The 22,406-nt window shown below is 39.1% G+C and carries 18 protein-coding genes and 1 rRNA gene; 17 read left to right on the top strand and 2 right to left on the bottom strand.

The features are described 5' to 3' along the window. Positions 1-520 precede the first annotated feature (520 nt). The 16 genes from JBW_RS14330 to JBW_RS14260 all read left to right on the top strand — a co-directional run bounded on the left by JBW_RS14330 (position 521) and on the right by JBW_RS14260 (position 17,796). Entirely contained in the window at positions 521-2,449 is a 1,929-nt protein-coding gene (locus JBW_RS14330) for a PrkA family serine protein kinase (RefSeq protein ID WP_007957628.1), read from the top strand. 28 nt (positions 2,450-2,477) lie between these two features. Beyond that, entirely contained in the window at positions 2,478-3,656 is a 1,179-nt protein-coding gene (gene yhbH / locus JBW_RS14325) for a sporulation protein YhbH (protein WP_007957627.1), read from the top strand. Beyond that, entirely contained in the window at positions 3,656-4,939 is a 1,284-nt protein-coding gene (locus JBW_RS14320; RefSeq protein WP_007957626.1) for a SpoVR family protein, read from the top strand. Before yhbH ends, JBW_RS14320 begins: the two co-directional genes overlap by 1 nt. 181 nt (positions 4,940-5,120) lie before the next feature. Then, a complete protein-coding gene (gene gatC / locus JBW_RS14315) occupies positions 5,121-5,411 on the top strand; it encodes an Asp-tRNA(Asn)/Glu-tRNA(Gln) amidotransferase subunit GatC (RefSeq protein ID WP_007931760.1) in 291 nt (96 codons plus the stop codon). A gap of 11 nt (positions 5,412-5,422) precedes the next feature. Beyond that, on the top strand, positions 5,423-6,886 hold the full coding sequence (gene gatA / locus JBW_RS14310) for an Asp-tRNA(Asn)/Glu-tRNA(Gln) amidotransferase subunit GatA (RefSeq protein WP_007957625.1): 1,464 nt from the start codon (positions 5,423-5,425) through the stop codon (positions 6,884-6,886). Between the two features lie 3 nt (positions 6,887-6,889). Then, on the top strand, positions 6,890-8,326 hold the full coding sequence (gene gatB / locus JBW_RS14305) for an Asp-tRNA(Asn)/Glu-tRNA(Gln) amidotransferase subunit GatB (RefSeq protein ID WP_007957624.1): 1,437 nt from the start codon (positions 6,890-6,892) through the stop codon (positions 8,324-8,326). A 138-nt stretch (positions 8,327-8,464) separates the two neighbouring features. Continuing rightward, positions 8,465-9,145: a CPBP family intramembrane glutamic endopeptidase gene (locus tag JBW_RS14300; protein WP_007957623.1), complete on the top strand. Its 681-nt coding sequence runs from the start codon at positions 8,465-8,467 to the stop codon at positions 9,143-9,145. A 14-nt stretch (positions 9,146-9,159) separates the two neighbouring features. Then, positions 9,160-9,414, top strand: coding sequence for a hypothetical protein (locus tag JBW_RS14295; protein ID WP_007957622.1), 255 nt, complete (start codon positions 9,160-9,162; stop codon positions 9,412-9,414). Positions 9,415-9,514: 100 nt separating this feature from the next. Beyond that, on the top strand, positions 9,515-11,938 hold the full coding sequence (locus tag JBW_RS14290; RefSeq protein WP_007957621.1) for a Lon protease family protein: 2,424 nt from the start codon (positions 9,515-9,517) through the stop codon (positions 11,936-11,938). Positions 11,939-12,039: 101 nt separating this feature from the next. Continuing rightward, positions 12,040-13,419: a 23S rRNA (uracil(1939)-C(5))-methyltransferase RlmD gene (gene rlmD / locus JBW_RS14285; RefSeq protein WP_007957620.1), complete on the top strand. Its 1,380-nt coding sequence runs from the start codon at positions 12,040-12,042 to the stop codon at positions 13,417-13,419. 98 nt (positions 13,420-13,517) lie between these two features. Continuing rightward, on the top strand, positions 13,518-13,922 hold the full coding sequence (locus JBW_RS14280) for a GFA family protein (protein ID WP_007957619.1): 405 nt from the start codon (positions 13,518-13,520) through the stop codon (positions 13,920-13,922). A 232-nt stretch (positions 13,923-14,154) separates the two neighbouring features. Further along, positions 14,155-14,307: a hypothetical protein gene (locus tag JBW_RS25110; protein ID WP_162484831.1), complete on the top strand. Its 153-nt coding sequence runs from the start codon at positions 14,155-14,157 to the stop codon at positions 14,305-14,307. Positions 14,308-14,974: 667 nt separating this feature from the next. After that, positions 14,975-15,976, top strand: a complete 1,002-nt coding sequence (locus tag JBW_RS14275; protein ID WP_007957609.1) for an aldo/keto reductase — start codon at positions 14,975-14,977, stop codon at positions 15,974-15,976. 119 nt (positions 15,977-16,095) lie between these two features. Then, entirely contained in the window at positions 16,096-17,217 is a 1,122-nt protein-coding gene (locus JBW_RS14270; RefSeq protein ID WP_007957608.1) for an aldo/keto reductase, read from the top strand. A gap of 35 nt (positions 17,218-17,252) precedes the next feature. Further along, positions 17,253-17,432: a hypothetical protein gene (locus JBW_RS14265; RefSeq protein WP_007957607.1), complete on the top strand. Its 180-nt coding sequence runs from the start codon at positions 17,253-17,255 to the stop codon at positions 17,430-17,432. Continuing rightward, positions 17,410-17,796 (top strand): MerR family transcriptional regulator, encoded by a 387-nt coding sequence (locus tag JBW_RS14260; protein WP_007957605.1) that lies wholly within the window; start codon positions 17,410-17,412, stop codon positions 17,794-17,796. Before JBW_RS14265 ends, JBW_RS14260 begins: the two co-directional genes overlap by 23 nt. 447 nt (positions 17,797-18,243) lie before the next feature. Here JBW_RS14260 and JBW_RS14255 read toward each other — a convergent pair whose 3' ends face one another. Both JBW_RS14255 and JBW_RS14250 read right to left on the bottom strand, forming a co-directional pair. Next, positions 18,244-18,432 carry a hypothetical protein gene (locus JBW_RS14255; protein WP_007957604.1) on the bottom strand — a complete coding sequence of 63 codons (189 nt, stop codon included), beginning with the start codon at positions 18,430-18,432 and terminating at the stop codon, positions 18,244-18,246. A gap of 662 nt (positions 18,433-19,094) precedes the next feature. Continuing rightward, the gene (locus JBW_RS14250; protein WP_007957603.1) at positions 19,095-19,313 is read right to left on the bottom strand and encodes a hypothetical protein; all 219 of its coding nucleotides are present in this window, start codon (positions 19,311-19,313) and stop codon (positions 19,095-19,097) included. Positions 19,314-20,712: 1,399 nt separating this feature from the next. Here JBW_RS14250 and JBW_RS14245 point away from each other — a divergent pair. Further along, positions 20,713-22,370 (top strand): 16S ribosomal RNA (locus JBW_RS14245). The last annotated feature ends 36 nt before the right edge of the window (positions 22,371-22,406 follow it).

Below are 22,406 nucleotides of genomic sequence, written 5' to 3'. Positions count from 1 at the left end.
GAGAAAAACTAGAGGCTATATTCTAATGGAATATAGCCTCTAGTTTTCAGTATGAGTCATTATGGTATGACTCATACTGTATTCTTATTTAATAATAGTTATTGTACCTTCTTTGCGCGGTGCAGGAGTTGGTATTTCGCCAGTATTGTAGCCAAATGCTCCGGAAGCAACGGGTGTGTTTTTTGTTGACCTTTTTTCAGGATCATTTAATGAAAATCAGTAGTTAAGAGGTAAAAGAACCCTTAGACTAAAAAATTCTATAGTAATAATGTTTGCAAGGAATTGCATATCTATAATATAGATTTCATCTATTCGAAAGCCTCTAAGAAATTGTTTCTAAATATCTTTTACTACTGTAGGATAGTCTCTCGGAAAGTGCCATTTAGGACGGAAAAGATGAGCGCATAACTAAGGCTTCAACCTGCTACTTAATCCACGCTTTATGCTCATTTGCTAGTTTACGGCTATATATGATTTTTCTCCGAGAGTACGCTTGTAAATTAAGGGGAGGGGCAATTTTATGAAAAGTTTTGACTTTGCAAGTCTTATACAACAAGACCGGGAAGCAAAGACGCATCGACAGTTTGATGGTGTGCTTCTTGATTATCTGGCAATCATTAAGGAAAATCCTAAGGTAGTCATGCTGGCGCATCAGCGCATGTATGATTTGCTGATTGCTGCTGGCGTAGAAACAGTAAAAACGGAAGAGCATCCACGTTTAAAACGAATCTATGGCAATGATCTATTAAAGCGCTATACATATTTTAAAAATGATTTTTATGGCATCGATAAGACACTCATGAAAATTATGCGTTATTTTCATTCTGCGGCGATGAAAGGAGAAGAATCTAGGCAAGTTCTCTATTTTGTTGGTCCTGTCGGTGCGGGCAAGTCTTCTATAATGGAGGCCTTGAAACGAATGCTGGAAATGAGCCATTCTATTTATATCATAAAAGATTGTCCAATGCGGGAAGAGCCGCTTCACTTGATTCCGAAACACCTTCGTCCCAAATTTGAAGAGCTGTTAGGTGTAAAAATTGAAGGTGATCTTTGCCCTGTCTGCCGCTATCGTTTAAAAAATGAATACCATGGTGAGTTTGAGCGCTTTCCTGTAGAAACTGCAGAATTTTCCATTCGGTCCCGTAAAGGGATAGGTACAGTACCTCCAGTTGACCCCAATAATCAAGATACTTCCGTGTTGATTGGGTCTGTTGATATTTCTAAAATGGATTTATATCCTGAAGATGATCCTAGAGTATTGTCATTGAACGGAGCTTTTAATGTAGGAAATCGGGGATTGGTTGAGTTTATTGAAGTCTTTAAGAATGATGTGGAATATTTGCATACGATGATTACCGCTACTCAAGAAAAGTCCATACCGTCGCCAGGTAAGGGCTCTATGATTTATTTTGATGGCATCATTTTAGCTCACTCGAATGAAGCGGAGTGGAATAAATTTAAATCCGATCATACGAATGAAGCGATTTTAGACAGAATTGTTAAAGTTGAAGTTCCTTATTGCCTGGAGCTGGATGAAGAAGTAAAGATTTATCAGAAAATTTTAAGAAGCAGCAGTTTTGATGCTCATATTGCACCTCATACGATTGAAATGGCATCCATGTTTGCCATTTTAACTCGATTGAGTCCGTCAGCCAAAGTAGACCCATTAACAAAATTGAAACTATATAATGGCGAGGAAATCGTGGAAAAAGGTTCTACGAAGAAAATCGATATTTTTGAACTCAGGGATGAAGCGCAGCGAGAAGGTATGACGGGGATTTCTACTCGCTTTATTATGAAGGCTGTAGATGTTGCTTTATCGGAATCAGAAAATAATTGTATTAATCCAATTAGTATTTTAGATACGTTAACTAAAGCTGTTAAAGAATTGGCCATTGCTGAAGATGATAAAAAACGGTATTTAGTTTTTTTACAAGATACCATTAAAAAAGAGTATCATAAGATTCTGGAGAAAGAAATTACACGAGCCTTTATACATGGATATAGTGAACAGGCGGAAAGCTTATTTAATAACTATTTGGATCATGCGGAGGCTTTCGCTAATTCAACTAAGATAAAAGATAAGAATACAGGCGAAGAGCTGGAACCTGATCTTAAGTTTCTTCAGTCGATCGAAGAACAGGTTGGTATTTATAGTACTGCGGCACCTGGTTTTCGTCAGGACGTGACTGCTTATATGTTCTCCGTCTTGCGTAATGGCGGTAAAATTGATTACCAGTGCTATGAACCCTTAAAGGAAGCCATTGAAAAGAAGTTAACGGTAGCCGTTAAAGAAATTTCACGTATCATTACGAAGGCGAGAGTACGGGATAAAGAACAAGATACCAAATATAATGTTATGGGTGAGGAATTAAAGGCGAATGGTTATTGTGACCATTGTTGTAATGTCATCTTGAAATATGCGGCCAATAATCTTTGGAAGGACTAAGGGGTTGGTAGGAGGGAGATGACAAGTAGTGGCTATCTTTAAGGATGGAAATACGAATAGTTCAGATCGTTCGGCATGGGACCGCAAAAGACATCGTCAACTAGTGGAAGAAAGCATAAAAAAGAATTTAGGTGATATTATTGCCGAGGAAAGTATTATTGGGCAAAGCAAGGATAAAAAAATAAAAATTCCCATCAGAGGAATTAAAGAATATCAATTCATTTACGGAAAGAATGCCGGTGGCACAGGTTCTGGGGAAGGGCAGGAAGCAAAGGGGCAGGTTATTGGCAAGGCGAATGGTCAGCCAGGGCAGCAACCAGGACAGGGGCAAGCTGGTAATAATCCCGGTGAAGACGTTTACGAGACAGAAATAACCATAGAGGAACTTACTAGTTATCTTTTCGATGATTTACAATTACCGGATATGGAAAGGAAAAAGTTCGCGCAAATCGAGTCAGAACGCAAATTTAAGCGTTCAAGCTTTCAGCGCAAAGGGATTCCACCCCATTTAAATAAGAAAAGAACGTTGGCAGAAAAAATTAAACGTCAAAAAATGGCGCAGCGGGATAAATATAATAATGAGGAAAACGAATCTCCGGAACGTATACCTTTTCATGAAAATGACTTGCGCTATTGCCGCATAAAAGAAGATACCCGCAGGCATTCCAATGCGGTAGTGATTTGTATCATGGATACATCTGGATCAATGGATCAAACCAAGAAATATTTAGCGCGCAGTTTTTATTTTTTGCTGTACCAATTTGTGCGCTGGAAGTATGAACATGTTGAGGTAGCATTTATCGCTCATACGACCACTGCTCAAGAAGTGAATGAACAAGAGTTTTTCCATCGAGGCGAGACTGGAGGAACCTATATCAGCAGTGGGTATGAAAAAGCGTTAGAAATTATTGAACAGCGTTATAATCCAGCCATTTGGAATATTTATATCTTTCACTGCTCAGATGGTGATAACTGGGGTGAAGATAATGCTAAAGCTGTTGCTTTAGTGAACCAGCTTTGTACGATCAGCAATTTATTTGGGTATGGAGAAATAACAACCAGTAGCATGTATGGGAGTGCCATTAGCAAAGAATATGAAAAACAAATACACTTGGATAATTTTATTATGGTTATGATGGGCGATAAAACAGATATTTGGCCGGCATTTAAGAAGATCTTAGATACAGAATCCGGAGGTAACAGCTGATGGCAGCCTATAGCTTAGACGAATTAGAATATTGGAATGATAAAATTGAAAAGTTAGTATGGGATGCAGGGTTAGATTGTTATGAACAGCATTTTGAAATATGCAGTTATGAAGATATGTTGTGCTATGAGGCATACGTAGGTATGCCTTCCCATTATCCTCACTGGAGCTTTGGTAAGGCCTATGAAAGGCAAAAAACGTTTTATAAATACAATCTTGTTGGATTACCCTATGAAATGGTGATTAACTCCGATCCTTGCATTGCTTATTTAATGCGGGATAATACCTTGCTCATTCATATTTTGACCATGGCCCACGTATACGGGCATAATGATTTTTTTAAGAATAATCGTCTATTTAAACGGGATACATGGGCCAATCTGGAGATGGAAATGTTTAAGGCTCATGCGAACCGTGTCAGGGAATATATACAAGATCCCAGCATCGGTCCGGATAAGGTAGAGCGTATTTTGGATGCGGCACACGGACTTAAATTTCAAACGTGCCGGCATGGCGAAAGAAAGAAAATTTCTGAGGAAGAGGAAGGAACCGTTCCAGAACGGCTAAAAGATGATCTATTAGCTTTTCTGGCAGAGAAAGGAAAGCTGGCTGAATGGGAACGTGATTTAATTCATATCGTACGGGAAGAGACTATGTACTTTATTCCCCAATTGGAAACTAAGATTATGAATGAAGGATGGGCCAGCTACTGGCACTATCAAATTTTAAATCAGCTTGAGCTGCCACAGGGACTTCACTTGGAATTTTTACAACGCCATCATCTGGTGATACGTCCTCATCAAGGGCAGATTAATCCTTATTTTCTGGGCTTTAAGATGTTTGAATACTTGGATCAGCAGCCTGGCGGGCGAGAGAAGATTATGGCCATACGGTCTGAGGATCGGGATCAGTCTTTTATACGCCGTTATTTAAACCAGGAGTTGTGTGAAAAGCTGCATTTGTTCTCCTATGGCATACAAGGTGAAGATATAGTTGTAACAGAAGTTTCGAATGAAGAAGGCTGGAAAACAGTACGAGACAATTTGGCTAATGCCGTTGGCTTAGGGAGTATACCTATTATTAGACCTGTGGGGGTGGAAAATGGTACCTTACTATTAGAGCATGTTTGTGATCAACGAGAATTAGAATTAAACTATGCCCAGGAAACCGTCAAATATGTTGTTGATCTTTGGGGCGGAAAAGTTGATTTGCGAGTCAAGATCGATAATAATCCTAAAATCATTAGTTGTAGTGAAGGTAAAATAGTGAATGTACATGATTGAGAAAGACAAAGATTGCTGCAGCGCCCGATCTGCGTTGCAGCAATCTTTGTCTGTAAGTGAAAGAATATAATCCTCGCATCTTCGCGGTTTGAAATGTTTTATTTTTGAATTTCTCTTAAACATGGTATAATATAGTTTATTATGAAATTTCTTAACAATACTAAGTTTGGATGGTGAGATTGTGAAGATTACATGTAAAGATGTAGCGAATGTTGCTTTATTGTCACGACTGGAATTTTCCGAGAGTGAGCTTGAAACATTTACTGGACAGATGGATGCTATTTTAGAATATGCAGATGTTTTAAATAAGCTAAATGTTGATAATGTACAGCCTACTGCCCATGTGTTGCCGCTAAGAAATGTAATGCGGGCAGATGAAGCAAAGCCATCGCTGTCTCGGGAATTAGCATTGTCAAATGCACCTGAACAGGAAGATGGTTATTTTAAAGTTCCTAAGATCATGGAAGGATAAGGAGGATAAGCATGGAGTTATTTAAACATACAGCGAGTCAATTGCATGAAAAATTAGTAGCAAAAGAAATATCAGCTGTAGAATTAACAAAGGCTGTGCTAGGGCGGGTTGATGCTGTCGATAAAAATGTACAAGCCTATATTACCCGAACGAGTGAGACTGCTTTGGCTCAGGCTCAGGCAGTGGATAGTAAAATTCAGCGTGGTGAGAAGGTTTCTGTGCTTGCTGGTATTCCAGGAGCTCTGAAAGATAATATATGCACCAAAGGAATAAAAACAACTTGTGCTTCAAAAATATTGGCAACTTTTGTACCTCCTTATGATGCAACCGTTGCTGAAAAATTAGCGGCAGTAGACGCTGTTATCCTTGGCAAAGCTAACATGGATGAGTTTGCTATGGGCGGTTCTACAGAAAACTCAGGATTTTTTCCTACTCACAATCCTTGGAATCTGGAAACGGTACCAGGTGGTTCTAGTGGCGGCTCTGCGGCCGCGGTTGCAGCGGGAGAAGCAATTTGGGCATTGGGGTCCGATACAGGTGGTTCGATCCGTCAACCAGCAGCCTATTGTGGTGTAGTTGGACTAAAACCCACTTATGGTCGTGTATCCCGTTACGGACTGGTGGCATATGCTTCTTCCCTTGACCAAATTGGACCGATTACCCGTGATGTTACGGACAGTGCACATGTGATGAATATCATTTCCGGATATGATGTCAAAGATTCGACCTCAATTAATACTGGTGTACCTGATTATACAAAATCATTGGTAAACAATATTAAAGGTTTAAAGATCGGTCTTCCAAAAGAGTATTTTGTTGCAGGGATGGATGTTGAAGTAGAAAGAGCCATTAACAAGGCCATTGAACAATTAGTAGCCTTAGGTGCTGAATATAAAGAAATATCTATGCCCCATACGGAATATGCTTTGTCAGCTTATTATATGATTGCTCCGGCAGAAGCCAGTTCTAATTTGGCCCGTTATGATGGAGTGAGCTTTGGTCATCGAGTAGAAGGCAATGATATTATTGATATGTATAAGAAGACTCGTAGTGAAGCCTTTGGTGCAGAAGTAAAGCGCCGCATTATGCTTGGTACATATGCTTTAAGTTCTGGTTATTATGATGCCTATTACTTAAAAGCTTTAAAAGTTCGCACTTTGGTGAAACAGGATTTTGATAAGGCGTTTGAGCAAGTAGATGTATTGATTACACCGACGGCACCTACTACTGCTTTTAAATTGGGTGAAAAGACGAATGATCCCCTTGCCATGTACTTGCAGGATGTATGTACGATTCCTGTAAACTTGTCAGGAGTACCGGCGATTTCCATTCCATGCGGTTTTGCGGCTGGTATGCCTATTGGTATGCAAATCATCGGTAAGCCTCTGGGAGAGGAAACAATCATTCGCGCTGCCTATACGTTTGAGCAGAATAATGACTACCACAAGGGCTTTGCACCGCTGAGGGAGGTTTAATCAATGGATTATGAAATAGTAATAGGGTTAGAGATTCATACAGAGCTAAAGACCAATTCGAAAATTTTCTGTGGATGCAGCACAAAATTTGGTTCAGAGCAAAACACCAATGTTTGTCCGGTATGTTTGGGACTCCCTGGAGTTTTGCCAGTCATTAATGAGAAAGTAGTGGAATTTGCTATAAAAGCAGGGGTGGCTCTCAATTGTGAAATCCTGCCGTTTAGTAAGTTCGACCGTAAAAATTATTATTATCCTGATTTGCCAAAGAATTTTCAAACCTCTCAATATGACTTACCCATTGCGGTAAATGGGCATTTAGATATTGAGGTAAATGGAGAAACCAAACGTATTAATATTACGCGCATACATATGGAAGAAGATGCTGGAAAGCTGGTGCATTCAGGTGCTACGATCAGCAGTTCGGACTCTGCCTTGGTAGATTATAATCGTACAGGAGTACCATTATTAGAGATCGTTTCTGAACCAGATATTCGCTCCGCGGAAGAAGCCAGGGCGTATTTGGAGAAAGTAAAAGCCATTTTGGAGTACTTAGATGTATCGGACTGCAAAATGGAAGAAGGCAGTTTGCGCTGCGATGCTAATATTTCCCTGCGGCCACATGGACAAGCTGCCCTTGGTACAAAAGCGGAAATTAAGAATTTAAATTCTTTTCGGTCTGTACAGCGTGGCATAGAATACGAAGTTATCCGTCAGGAAGAAATACTAGACGATGGAGGAAGAGTGATCCAAGAGACACGTACTTGGGATGAAAATAAAGGGATCACTGCTTCTATGCGTAGTAAAGAACAGGCCCACGATTATCGGTACCTGCCAGAGCCTGATTTGGTGCCAATTGTGGTTGACCCAGCCAGAGTGGCCGAAATTCGTGCTAATTTGCCAGAACTGCCTGATGCTCGCAGGCAGCGTCTAATGAATAATTACGGCTTATCAGAATATGATGCTGGCATTATTACATCTAGTAAAGCGGTAGCTGATTATTTTGATCAAAGTGTGCAAAATAATGGAGATGCAAAAGTAGTAGCTAATTGGTTGATGGGGGAAGTATCTAAACACTTAAATAGTGAAGGCATAACGATTTTGGACTGCCCTGTTTCACCTAAACAATTGACTGAACTGCTTACTCTAATTGAAAAGGGAACAATTTCTAATAAAATAGCCAAAACTGTATTTGAAGAAATGTGGACCAGCCGCAAAGATGCAGAAGTGATTGTCAAAGAAAAAGGGCTGGTGCAAATTTCCGATAGTAGCGAGATTGTTGCCATTGTAGAAAGTGTAATCGCAGCAAATCCTCGATCCGTAGCTGATTTTAAAGCAGGTAAAGACAAGGCCATAGGATTTTTAGTCGGACAAATTATGAAACAAACAAAGGGACGAGCGAATCCGGATATGGTAAATACCTTACTGCGTGAAAGATTATAATAAGATAGAGTGAAAATAGCTTTTCTGTCGATACCAAGGCAGGAAGGCTATTTTTTGTTTAAAAATTTCCAAGCATGAAAGATGATATGGACGTGCATAATGGTATTGATATGTCTTTCTAATTTAAGAGGTAGTATTATGCTAGAAAATAAAGTCCCTTGGAATCTCAAGGATGTTTTTTCGATTCATGTATTACGATTAATGGTAGGTTTATTCTTAGTGAGAGTTTTATATCCGATGGTTTTTGTGGCGACACCTTTTGTCATAGAAGTGACCGATCGATTGGTGGTATTAGCGCTGGTTTGTTTAGTAGTCCGAAGGCATAATGGCAACTTCAAAGCGCTAGGACTAACCTTTCAGAATTTTAACAGAAATTTATTCTATGGAATCGTTGTTGGTTTTATATTGCTAGGTGTGAGCATCTTTAGTGAAAGAATATATACGACAGTTCTTTTTCTCACACCTAGTCAGCATCCTTTAGTTGCCCAAGTTGAAAAAGCCATTTCATGGCGTGACCTAGCCTCCCCTTTATTCCTAGCTGGGGCATTAGCACCTTTGACAGAAGAAATACTATATCGATTGTTTACTTTTTTACCCATGAAAGAAAAATGGGGATTTTGGGGAGGAGCGATTGCTAGTTCCTTCGTTTTCGCACTTATGCATTTTAATTTGTATTGGCTTAGTGAAATGATTCTGGTTGGAGTGGGCTTATCCTATCTTTATTATAAGACAGGCTCACTCATTAGTTCGATTGCTGCCCATTCGGTGCTTAATATATCTAAAATTATTATGTTGTTTTTGGGGATATCATTTGTATAAAAGGAGATGAAAGTATGCCAAAATGTCAAAACTGTGGTAATATAAAAAGCTTCGGGGCTAGTCAGATTCCTCCCGCGGGTATGTATGCGAATGGTCCTTTATCAGGTATAATCGGAGAATTTAAAACAGATCGTGAACTGATGTGGGTTCATAGTTCAGGTGCCACCAAGTCCATGATTAATGCTGCATGCCATGAACCTCAAAAATTTTTTGACATATGTGTACAATGTGGTTATCAATCTGTTTTGTGGAGCGAAGAGGGCGAGTAACCTGCTCGGAGATGAAGGAAAGGAAAAGTTAAGAATGTAAAAGGGGTTTTTATGGAAATAGTAGAAGTATATCTTTAAAATGTGGAAAAAGGGAGCAGATATGATGACCAAATATCCTGAGCTGCCAGTAAATAAACTTCGTTTTACTTGTGATGAAAATTTATTTCATTTTGAAACTACAGCGAGTATATCTCCTCTTGATGTAATGATTGGACAAAAGCGTGCTGTTAAAGCGGTAGAATTTGGTTTGTTTGCAAAAAATCATGGATATAATATCTTTATCTCAGGTCTGGTAGGAACTGGTAAAATTACTTATGCGAAAGCGGCTGTTGCTAAAGTTGCCAAGGAACAGGAACGTCCAGGTGATTGGTGCTATGTGAATAATTTTAAAAATAGCAGCCAGCCGATCGCTTTATTATTGCCAGCAGGAATGGGTCATGTATTTTGCAAGGATATAGAAGGTTTAATTGAAGACATAAAAACAGAAGTTGGGAAAGTTTTTAGCAGCGATGATTATGAAAGTGCTAAAAATAATACCATAAAGTCATTTCAAGAAAGACGTACGTTGATTATTGACTCTTTTAACGAAAAAGCCAGTGAGAATGGAATATTGCCGCAATGGTCAACGACTGGTTTTGTCGGCATGCCGATGAAGGATGGAAAGACGCTGACTCCTGAAGAATTTCAAAGCCTAGAAAAAGAAGAAAGAGAAGCTACTGAGAAAAAAATATTGGCCGTTCATGAAAAAGCCATGGAAGTAGTAAGGCGCATGCAGGAATTGGAAAGAGAAATGCGGGAAGAAATCCGGAAATTGGATGGTAAGGTAGGTCTGTTTGCCGCTGGCAGCATGATTGATGAAGTACGGCAGAAATATCAAGATCATAGTGCTGTCGTAGAATATTTAGAGGCTGTAAAAGAAGATGTTGTAAAAAATATTAATGATTTTAAGAACAGCAGTGGTGATGATGACCACAGCAATCCTCTTGCCTTTTTGAAAAAGAATACTCAAGATTCTATTCGAGATAAATACAAGGTTAACTTATTGGTTGATAATCGTGAACTAAAAGGTGCCCCAGTCATTGTAGAAGCGAACCCTACTTATTATAATTTAGTAGGCCGGGTAGAATATGAAACACGTATGGGCATGGTAAGTACGGACTTTACTATGATTAAAGCCGGTGCACTGCATAAAGCAAATGGAGGATACCTCATTTTGAATGTGCGGGATGTTTTAACTAACATCGGCGCATGGGAAGCCTTAAAACGAATTTTGAAAACACAAAAATTATTTGTAGAAAATCTGAGTGAACAATATGGGATGATGGCTATGGCGTCATTGAAACCTCAGCCTGTGCCCATTAATGTGAAGGTAATCTTAATTGGTAATCCCTATTTATATTATTTAATGTATAATTATGATGAAGATTTTTGTAAACTGTTTAAAATTCACGCTGACTTTGATACGCAAATGGATAGTAATATGGATAATGTGCAAAAAATGGCTGAGTTTATTAGTTCCGCAATTGAGAATAAAAAGCTAAAACATTTTGATCGCTCTGCTGTAGCCAGAGTTGTGGAATATTCCTGTAGATTAGCGGGGAGTCAGAAAAAGTTGACCACTCGCTTTAGCGAAGTAGTAAAAATATTATGCGAAGCGGATATTTGGGCCACCATGAATCAAAATGATATTGTAACAGGAGAACATGTCAAACAAGCAATAGAAGAAAAAAAATATCGCAGCAATAAATACGAAGAACACTTGCAGGAAATGGTTGCTGATGGTAAACTCATGATTGATACGAATGATAAAAAGATTGGTCAAGTGAACGGCTTAGCTGTTATGGCAGTTGGAGAGCATATGTTTGGAAAACCTTCTCGTATCACTGCCAATACTTATATGGGAAAGAGCGGTATTGTTAACATCGAACGCGAAACTAAGATGAGCGGTACAAGTCATACCAAAGGTGTGTTGATTTTAAGTGGCTATATAGGACAAAAATATGCGCAGAAATATCCTTTGGCACTTACCGCAAGTTTAACCTTTGAACAACTCTACGGTGGTATTGATGGCGATAGTGCTTCTAGTACAGAACTATATGCTTTGCTGTCGAGTCTTGCAAGTGTTCCAATTAAACAATCGATTGCTGTTACAGGGTCGGTTAACCAAAAAGGTGAAGTCCAACCCATTGGAGGGGTTACAGAGAAGATTGAAGGGTTTTTTAGCATCTGCAAAATGAGAGGCTTGACAGGTGAACAGGGCGTTATGATCCCTCACCAGAATGTAGATGAATTAGTACTCAATGATGAAGTCATTGAAGCGGTGAAACAGGGACAATTTCACATATATGCGGTGAAAACAATTGATGAAGGCATTGAATTATTAACGGATGTACCGGCGGGTGAATGTCGTGTAGATGGAACCTATCCACCTGGCAGTATTCATTTTTTAGTAACCCAAAAGCTAAAAGAATATACGGATAGCTTTATTACATTAAGTAAAGCTGCAGCTGATGCAAAACATTAATAATGTCTTATTGATAGGGTGCCTTACTCGGCACTCTTTATTTCTGAATAAAATGCTGGATTTTAAAAAAACTCCTGATTGAATGGAAAGGTGATAATAAGATGGTAAAAGAAGAAAAACCAATTGTAAAAAATAATACATATACCCTGGATATTGTTAGTTTAGGACATAGTGGGGAAGGAGTCGGAAAATATGAAGGATTTACTGTTTTTGTACCTCATGGACTACCAGGGGAACAGGTAGAAGTTACAATTACCGAAGTGAAAAAAAGTTATGCAAAAGGCAAGTTAAAAACAATTCTAAAACCGATTGCTGCACGCTGCCAGCCACGATGCTCCATTTATTATGATTGTGGCGGCTGTCAATTGCAGCATGTTGCTTATAATGAGCAGCTTATTTTGAAAAGGCAAACGGTGATCGATGCTGTGACTCGCATTGGGAAGATAAATGATGTGATAATTCATCCTACGATAGGCGCTGAAGATTCCTGGTATTATCGAAATAAAATGCAATTCCCTATTGGTACAGTCAATGGGAAGGTCGCAATAGGTTGCTTTGCCCAAGGCACTCATAACATAATTAATACGGAGCATTGTTATATTCAGCATGAGGCTAATAATCTAGTTGCCCAAGCCTTGCAAGAGATCGTCACAGAGCTTGGTATTAGTACCTATGATGAGCGTACAGGTCGGGGGATTATGCGTCATGTATTAGGACGAGTAGGTACAGCTACCGATGAAGTTATGGTAGTCTTAGTAACCGCAACTCCTGAACTGCCTCACAGAGAACGTATTATTGCTCACTTGCGTCAAAGAGTACCCAATCTAGTGAGTGTTATACAAAATATAAACAGCAATAAAACGAATGTAATATTAGGAAATCGAACGAGAACCTTGTGGGGAGAAAATTATATTACGGATACATTAGGCGAATTTACTTTTCATATCTCAGCTCGATCCTTCTTTCAAGTCAACACAAAGCAAGCAGAAGTGCTATACAATAAAGCCGTAGAATATGCAGGACTGTCTGGAGAAGAAACAGTGATTGATGCCTACTGCGGCACTGGTACCATTACTTTATTTTTAGCTCGTCATGCAAAAAAAGTATATGGAATCGAAATTGTTGCACCTGCTATTCGTGACGCTCAGCATAACGCGCAGATGAATCAAATTTCCAATGTAGAATTTATTGTTGGCGATGCGATAGATAGTATGCCCAAAATGTTCAAAGAAGGTATCCGCCCGCAAGTCATTGTCGTTGATCCTCCCAGAGCAGGATGCGATAAACTAGTATTGGAAACCTTTGCAGCTATGCAGGCTAAGCGTATCGTGTATGTATCCTGTAATCCATCCTCTTTAGCCAGAGACTTGGCCTTACTAGAAGAACTGGGGTATAAAACACAAGAAATTCAGCCAATTGATATGTTTTCACATACATATCATGTGGAGACTATAGTCCTGTTGCAAAAGAAAAATTGTTAATGCTATTAGTTTACAAAAGACATAAAGTATCGTCTTGAATGAAATTTTTATATTTATACATCACTTAAATTCGAGACAATTTAAACGAGGAGATCATTATGAAATACACAGGATCATGTCTTTGTGGCGAAATCGCTTTCGAGATCGAAGGAGAGTTTGAGAGTTTCTTTCTTTGTCATTGTGAGCGCTGCCGTAAAGATACAGGCTCAGCTCATGCCGCTAATCTGTTTTCTTCTACAGCCAAGTTAAGATGGTTGTCGGGTAAAAATAAAGCAAAAACCTTTAACTTAAATTCAGATGGGCACGCGAAAAGCTTCTGCACCAATTGCGGATCAGCACTCCCTAATATTCAGTTGGATGGAAAGTTGTTGGTTGTTCCAGCAGGGTGTGTTGACAGTGATATACACATTAAGCCTCAAGGGCATATTTATTTTGCAAACAAGGCTAACTGGGATAACGACTTAGAGAAAGTACCAAAGTTCGAGCAACTCCCGAAGATTTAACTAACTGCGCACAATTCACTAAATAATTGGTGAAACATGAACTTATCCACCAAGGCTCCATCAGGTCCAACTGTCATCTTTTTTGTCTCCTCAGGCATGTGGAGTGCGTAACTCTACTAACTAGGAATATCAAGGGTTCAGGGGAATAAAAGATCAATCATGTTGGATTTGCCTACCATTTGCCAACGTATTTTTTACTTGGTAGGCAAAATATGAAGATGTAATAGTACGTATGAAACCGTCAAATAGGGCGGTTTCTTTTATGCAAAAAAAAGCAACCACGTCTTGGTGGAAACGTGGTTTGCAAGAGGAAACGGTTTGGCGGATTAGTATAGAAAAATTAACAACCAGAGGAACAATCGTTATTATCGCAACAGAAAAATAATAAGATAATAATTATAATAATAATACAGCCGGAACCGCCGAAGCCATTACGACCACCTCCAAAACCTAAACCCATAAGTATTCCTCCTTTATCGTCAATTAATATATTGTATGATAGCTAAGCAGAAGAGGTGAGTATCATGTGGTGGTATTTATTAACGGCCCCTTTTTTGAATGTGTCTACATTTTTTATTTCAGATAAATCTTCATTCGCTCTTTTCCTTTACGACATCATCTCCGGATACAAGAGCGTAGCATCAGTGCTCTGATTGAATGATGGTACTTTGACCGTATATTTTGCCGCATTGCACTAGCTTACCTGCTAAGTATTTATTTTAATATGGGAATGTTCGGTACATGGGTAGCTATGTTTATTGATTGGATTATCAAGGCAATCATTTTCGTATACCGGAATATAAGTGGAAAATGGACTACGTTTCATGCAATTTAAACGATAATCTGCTATGTAAGTTATTGGTATTTTGTATTGCCATTACCTGATCGAACGTATGAATAGTTCATAATTTATAGTGAACTCTAAGTGACGCGATATTATTAAAATTAAAAAAACTATTGACTTGGAGCAAACTCCAAGTGATAGAGTTTATATAGCAGGAAGAAAAAAATTATAGACAAGTAAAAACAAGTAAAAAAAGGGGGTTATTACTATGAAATACAGAAAACTAGGAAAAACAGACATTGAAGTATCAGCAGTTGGGCTAGGCTGCATGGGAATGAGCACTGCTTACGGGCAGAAAAATGATAAAGAAAGTATTGCCACTTTACAATATGCATTAGATCTTGGGATAAACTTCTGGGATACTGCTGATATTTATGGAAACGGCGCAAATGAAGAACTGATTTCTAAAGTGCTGGTTCCGAACCGCAATAAGATTTTTATTGCAACGAAATTTGCTTTCCGTGTAAGAGATACAAAAGGAGATGCATTTGTTGGCGGTGATACTTATCTTGACGCTTCCCCGAAGTGGATGAAGCAGGCCGTTGAGGGCAGTCTCAGACGTTTGAAAATCGATACCATTGATCTTTATTATGCACACCGTGTTGATCCTACTGTTCCTGTAGAAGAAACAGTAGGTGCCATGTCTGAACTGGTAAAGGAAGGAAAAGTGCGGTACTTAGGTTTAAGTGAGTGTACACCAGAGGATTTGAAAAAGGCGTATGCTGTCCACCCGATAACTGCGGTACAAAGTGAATACTCTTTGCTCACCCGTGAAGTGGAAAAAGAGATTCTTCCATTAACAAAAGAGTTAGGTATAACATTCGTTCCGTTTGCTCCGTTAAGTCGTGGATTGATTACAAACAATCTCAATGTGAGTACACTTGCATCAAATGATTTCCGCAAAAATCTGCCGCGCTATAATGGTGAATATTTGGATAATAATCAGAAATTAGCATCTGAATTTGCCGAATTTGCCGCAGGTAAAAATTGCACACCTGCACAGCTTGCCATAGCATGGGTAATGGTACAAAGTGATAACATCATTCCTATTCCTGGAACAAAACGCAGAAAATATCTAGAAGAAAATACAGGCGCGGCAGATGTAATTCTGACTGCTAAGGATCTGGAAGAGATAGAAAACTTATTAAAGAAGTATCCAAATATCGGGCCACGCTACAGTGCCCGTGAAAGCAAATTTCTAAAAAAGTAAAAATTAGATGCTTTGTAATAAGTGAATCGATGTGTAAACTTATCGGTAGCGAACCGGGTGCCTGAAATCAGGTAACTGGTTTGCTGCATTTGTAAAAAAAGAACAGGAGGAAATAAGAGATGGAACAGAAAAAATTAGGATTTGGCTTCATGCGATTACCGGTAGAGAGTCAGGAGGATCCGACAAGTATTGATATGGATACGTTAAATCAAATGGTGGATACTTTTTTGGAAAGAGGTTTTACCTATTTTGATACCGCTTATATGTATCATGCGGGTAAGAGTGAGATCGCGATTCGAGAGGCTGTGGTTAAGCGGCATAGCAGAGACAGCTTCACCGTAGCCACAAAATTACCAACCATGTTTTTGAAAACCAAGGAAGACCAGGAAAGAATCTTTAACGAACAGTTAGAAAACTGCGGTGTAGAGTACTTCGATTACTATCTTCTTCACAACCTGGGTGTAACGAATTATGAGACGGCTCAACGATTAGATAGTTTTGCATTTGTTCAAGAAAAGAAAAAAGCAGGGAAAATTAGACAGGTGGGATTTTCTTATCATGATCATGCGGAATTATTAGAAGAAATCCTGACAGCACATCCGGAAGTTGATTTTGTTCAGTTACAGATTAATTATCTGGATTGGGACAATGAAAGCATTCAGTCACGGAAATGCTACTCCGTTGCCAGAAAACATAATAAATCGATTATTGTTATGGAACCTGTCAAAGGTGGTAACCTTGCGAAGGTGCCTGAAAAAGCAGAGGAATTATTTAAAGAATATCATCCTGATATGTCCATACCATCATGGGCTATTCGTTATGCGGCAAGTCTGGAAGGCGTTATGATGGTATTAAGTGGGATGTCTGACAAGGAGCAATTACTGGATAATACAGGATATATGCAAGAGTTTAAGCCATTAGTGCAGGAAGAATATGATATTGTAAAACAGGCTGTAACGACTATTAATGAAGCCATTGCAATTCCCTGTACAGCCTGCCAATACTGTGTAGATGACTGTCCGAAAAACATAGCCATCCCGAAGTATTTTGCATTATACAATACAGAAAAGCAATCTTTAAAAACAGCGTTTTCGATACAACAGGTATATTATGATAATTATACAAAAAAACATGGTAAAGCCTCAGACTGTATCGAATGTAAACAGTGTGAAAGACATTGTCCGCAGCATATTGAGATTACCAAAGCTTTAAAGGATGTAGCGGATGTTTTTGAAGTATAACTTCCTTTTCGCAAATAGTTATGGGGGTGGTCAATATGGAATATCGAATGTTAGGAAGAACAGGGATTAAAGTAAGTGCCATAGGTATTGGCGGTGAAGGATTTGAAAATAAAAGTTATGAAGATTGCAAACCAATTATTGATTGTGCAAAATCTAAATGCTATGATATCGGATATCAGGAGGTGAAACCGCGTGACGATTACAGAAGTAAGTGAAAAATTTGATGTTTCACAGGATACACTCCGCTATTATGAACGCATCGGACTGCTTCCTCGTGTGAACCGCAATAAAAGCAGAATCAGGGATTATACTGAAGAAGACTGTAAGTGGGTCGAATTTATCAAATGTATGCGAAGTGCAGGTCTTCCGATTGAAGTCTTGATTGAGTATATTGGGCTGTTTCAACAGGGTGATGAAACCATTGAGGCAAGAAAAGAACTCTTTATAGAACAGCGCAAGTTACTTATAACAAAAATGGAAGATATGAGGAAAACGCTGGAACGCCTGGATTATAAAATTGCAAGCTATGAACAAGCAATAATTGAAAAAGAAAAAGCACTAAAAAGACCGGAGGATTAGTTTTGTGGTAAAAAGGTATTGAATTGAATAAGGACAAATCGACTTGAACTTTGATCAACTATACCTGTCAGAATATAGATTATGTTAAATGTGATAATCATCAGGCAGTATCGCAGGTATTATTAATCCAATGTGATAATCTGCAATTACTGCCTGTTCCGAAGCTCTTCTGCAAAATGAGGTAGAGGACGCTGTTGTTTTTTGCCGGGCAAATTGGGATAAAGCATACTGATGACTCGGTGAATTGAAATAAAAAATGGGATTTACGTATGTTACGCTGGATCTTTCGGGTTATCAGATGGGGAGTACGAATCAAATGCTCGGAAAATAAATGGGATATTAGGAGAGTTAACTACTGTAATGAGTTTGCTCTCTTTTTTATTGTAATACGCGGGTTAAAGTGAGTTGCTTTAACCCGTGTATTTCTTAATATAAGTACAAGCTATATTAACCTGGCCAGCAGACTTGATCCGGCCAACAGTCTCTTCTAGGTCGGCAACACCAAGGAGAGCAAGAATCACTAGGATAGCATCCTAGGCCGAATTCCCATAAATTTGATGCATACAGTTTTTTCCTAGAATTCGGGTCTTCTTTCCAATCTTCAATCTCAGGATATTCCCATTTGCGATAATCCATGAATAGTATCACCTCCTAAATACTGATAGAAGTATCGTTTATACATATAAAAAAAGAGCTCTCCTAAGGAGAGCCATAAAAAATGGGAGAGAAGAAGTGTTAAAAAACGACAAGAGAGGTCGTTAATAAGAGTATGTCCAGGTAAATCGTATTCTATACTTACCCATCCATTGGCTGGTTTCGATAACTTCTCTAATTTAAGAACCTTATGATACTGATAAAAATTTTGTAATTATCTGATGATTTTAATTTTAACAGGATAATATTACCTCTTATTGGATAAGATAGAAGTATATTCGGAATCATCAGACAATAAAGGGAGAGGGTTATCATAAGTAAGAGTACAGATTTTACTACTCCAATATTCAGTAACGACAAAACTTCAGCAATTGTTGTATCTAATGATGGATTTTTTTTCTTAAATTTTAAAACAAAACAAGGTAAAATTATTGGCAAGACCAAAAATGAAGCGATGGAACAACTAAGCAACATGGAAAAGGTTGAAGATTTTCCAGACTTCTAAATTTAAGACCAAATTTCTTTAGGATTTTTTGCTGATTGAACTGAGGAGAAAAAACGCCAGGACATGGTTTTGCTTTTGGTATAGGTAGAATTTATTATATCAATAATCATATTGTCTTAGGTGAGGCGTTTGTAGCCTATTATATTATACCGCCAAAAAAGGAAGCAACAATTGCGAGTAATATCCATACGTAAATCATTACAGCTAGGATCATCTTCCATGGTGTCTTAGAACGAAAACCTGGTAGTTGTCTCCAATTTGGTATTGGCTGCTCAACCTCTAGAGCTATTTTATAGCCGCAATTGGGACAATATAAGAAATTAAATTGTGTATTTGTACCGCACATTGGACATTTCATGTTAACACCCCCTTAGTAATGCTTTATAATTGTCTTTTCATTACTTTACATAGCGACTTTCTATTGGCACCGTTATTTCTTCATTACATAGTATAGTAGTAAACAGATTATTTGAGGTGGTTGGGCATGGCTTTGGAGGATTCGGTCATGGTATCAGCTATGATTGTAGTTTTAGTTTCAGGCATGGAGTTGATCATATCTTCGGACATACCTTTAAACACGTCAATTATGGTCTCGAGTATGGAATTGCTTAAGGTTTCAGGGATTATAGTTATTGCTAGATTTCTCGCAAAATAATAAGAGTAGTAAAAGTAGCCGTCTATCTTTGATTTTAAGGTAGGCGGCTATTATTTGCTTTCGTCACATTTTCGTCATAGTTTCTTTGTAATATAAAAGTAGGTGATCGACAGGTAGTGGCTCATAAAAATTTATACGTAATTCCATAACGATATTAATGATTTTCTAAGTAGGGAGGTGATATTATGATTTTAGGAGATTGGTTATTTAACATAGTTCATATTATATTGACTGCAGGCTTAGTATTATATTTATATAGTCTTAGCGAATTATCAGATAAATAGTCGTTAATTAAGAAGGATGGAACAAGGATATAGTCATAGAACAAGGTCTGGTTCTTCATTTGTTGTTAAATATATATAGTTTTGTGTTTAGATTGTAATAACTATCCTATATTATAAATATAAAAGTATATATATTAATTGTTGAAAAGATACGAAGAGGTGACTTATGGATCATAATAGAAAGGAATTTGAATGGCGCAACCATCCAATTGTAATTTTAGCAGGAGTGTTGGTGGTATATACTGCGGGCAGCTCAATTATTACATTGTTTAGTTAGTATAATTCAAAAACTGTTAGTGCATTTTTAATATCATGAGTCGTCTATCTTCAAGGTAGACGATTGCTTTTATTTTCGCCGTTTAAGAGGTAGAGTTGACAAAGAATGAATAGTGTTAGCATCAGTTGTTGTGATAGAAGGTGCTGAAAGTGTAACATTGAACTCCTTAAAAGAATTTACCTATCATTGAGAAAACATTTCTTTTGTAATATAAACTTTGTTGGAATAATTAGTGTAATAAGTGTTGACATAGAGTATTGGCTCGTGTTACTATAAACAAGCTGCTAAACACGACAGCAAAAAAAACAAAAAAAGTATTGACAAAGTTTTTTAAAAATGATATACTTTAAAAGTTGTCGTTAAAAACGATGGCGATGTTATGAAAGATATGTGTTCCTTGAAAACTAAACAATGTAAGTAAGGTTAAAATAAGCCAGATGTGCGGTACTCGTTTCGAGTGCAAAACAAAGTTGTTCTGCGAAAGCGAGAACAACACAAACAAGTTTTTTAAAGAGCCATCAAGGTTCTTCATAATATAACTTTTATGGAGAGTTTGATCCTGGCTCAGGACGAACGCTGGCGGCGTGCCTAACACATGCAAGTCGAACGGTCTGGTATTCAACACTGAATATTTAGCAGTGTAGCCAAGCGTCAAGCGCGAAAGAAGAGAGCGCTTCACGCATAAACAAGTGCCAACACAAAAGCTGAGGATTGAGTGTTGAATATCAGATAGTGGCGAACGGGTGAGTAACGCGTAGACAACCTACCTTCTAGCTGGGGACAACACTGCGAAAGTGGTGCTAATACCGAATGTTGTATTTTGAGTGCATACTTAAGATACTAAAGGTGGCCTCTATTTATAAGCTATCACTAGAAGATGGGTCTGCGTCTGATTAGCTAGTTGGTGAGGTAACGGCTCACCAAGGCGACGATCAGTAGCCGGTCTGAGAGGATGAACGGCCACACTGGGACTGAGACACGGCCCAGACTCCTACGGGAGGCAGCAGTGGGGAATCTTCCGCAATGGACGAAAGTCTGACGGAGCAACGCCGCGTGAGTGAAGAAGGTTTTCGGATCGTAAAACTCTGTTTTCAGGGACGAATGTGTGGATTGTAAATAATGATCCATAATGACGGTACCTGACAAGAAAGCCACGGCTAACTACGTGCCAGCAGCCGCGGTAATACGTAGGTGGCAAGCGTTGTCCGGAATTATTGGGCGTAAAGCGCGCGCAGGTGGGATAATCAGTCTGATGTTAAAGTTCGGGGCTTAACCCCGTGAAGCATTGGATACTGTTATTCTTGAGTGCAGGAGAGGAAAGTGGAATTCCTAGTGTAGCGGTGAAATGCGTAGATATTAGGAGGAACACCAGTGGCGAAGGCGACTTTCTGGACTGTGTCTGACACTGAGGCGCGAAAGCCAGGGTAGTGAACGGGATTAGATACCCCGGTAATCCTGGCCGTAAACGATGGGTACTAGGTGTTGGGGGTATCGACCCCTCCAGTGCCGGAGTTAACGCAATAAGTACCCCGCCTGGGGAGTACGGCCGCAAGGTTGAAACTCAAAGGAATTGACGGGGGCCCGCACAAGCGGTGGAGTATGTGGTTTAATTCGACGCAACGCGAAGAACCTTACCAAGGCTTGACATCGTCTGATGACTCTAGAGATAGAGAGTTCTTCTTCGGAAGACAGATAGACAGGTGGTGCATGGCTGTCGTCAGCTCGTGTCGTGAGATGTTGGGTTAAGTCCCGCAACGAGCGCAACCCTTATCCTATGTTGCCAGCACGTAAAGGTGGGAACTCATGGGAGACTGCCGTGGATAACACGGAGGAAGGTGGGGATGACGTCAAGTCATCATGCCCCTTATGTCTTGGGCTACACACGTACTACAATGGGCTTAAATAGAGGGTAGCGAAGCCGCGAGGTGAAGCCAAACCCAAAAACAAGCTCTCAGTTCGGATTGCAGGCTGCAACTCGCCTGCATGAAGTCGGAATCGCTAGTAATCGCAGATCAGCATGCTGCGGTGAATACGTTCCCGGGCCTTGTACACACCGCCCGTCACACCACGAAAGTTGAGAGCACCCGAAGCCGGTGAGGTAACCAGCAATGGAACCAGCCGTCGAAGGTGAGATCAGTGATTGGGGTGAAGTCGTAACAAGGTAGCCGTATCGGAAGGTGCGGCTGGATCACCTCCTTTCTATGGAGATTTGAAAAGCTGAAATATGTTTTTCTA

Origin of the sequence: Pelosinus fermentans JBW45, from assembly GCF_000271665.2 — a bacterium.
Taxonomy (GTDB): domain Bacteria; phylum Bacillota; class Negativicutes; order DSM-13327; family DSM-13327; genus Pelosinus; species Pelosinus baikalensis.
The sequence above is the reverse complement of the archived record's forward strand: the minus strand, read 5'-3'. Positions and strand labels throughout refer to the sequence as shown.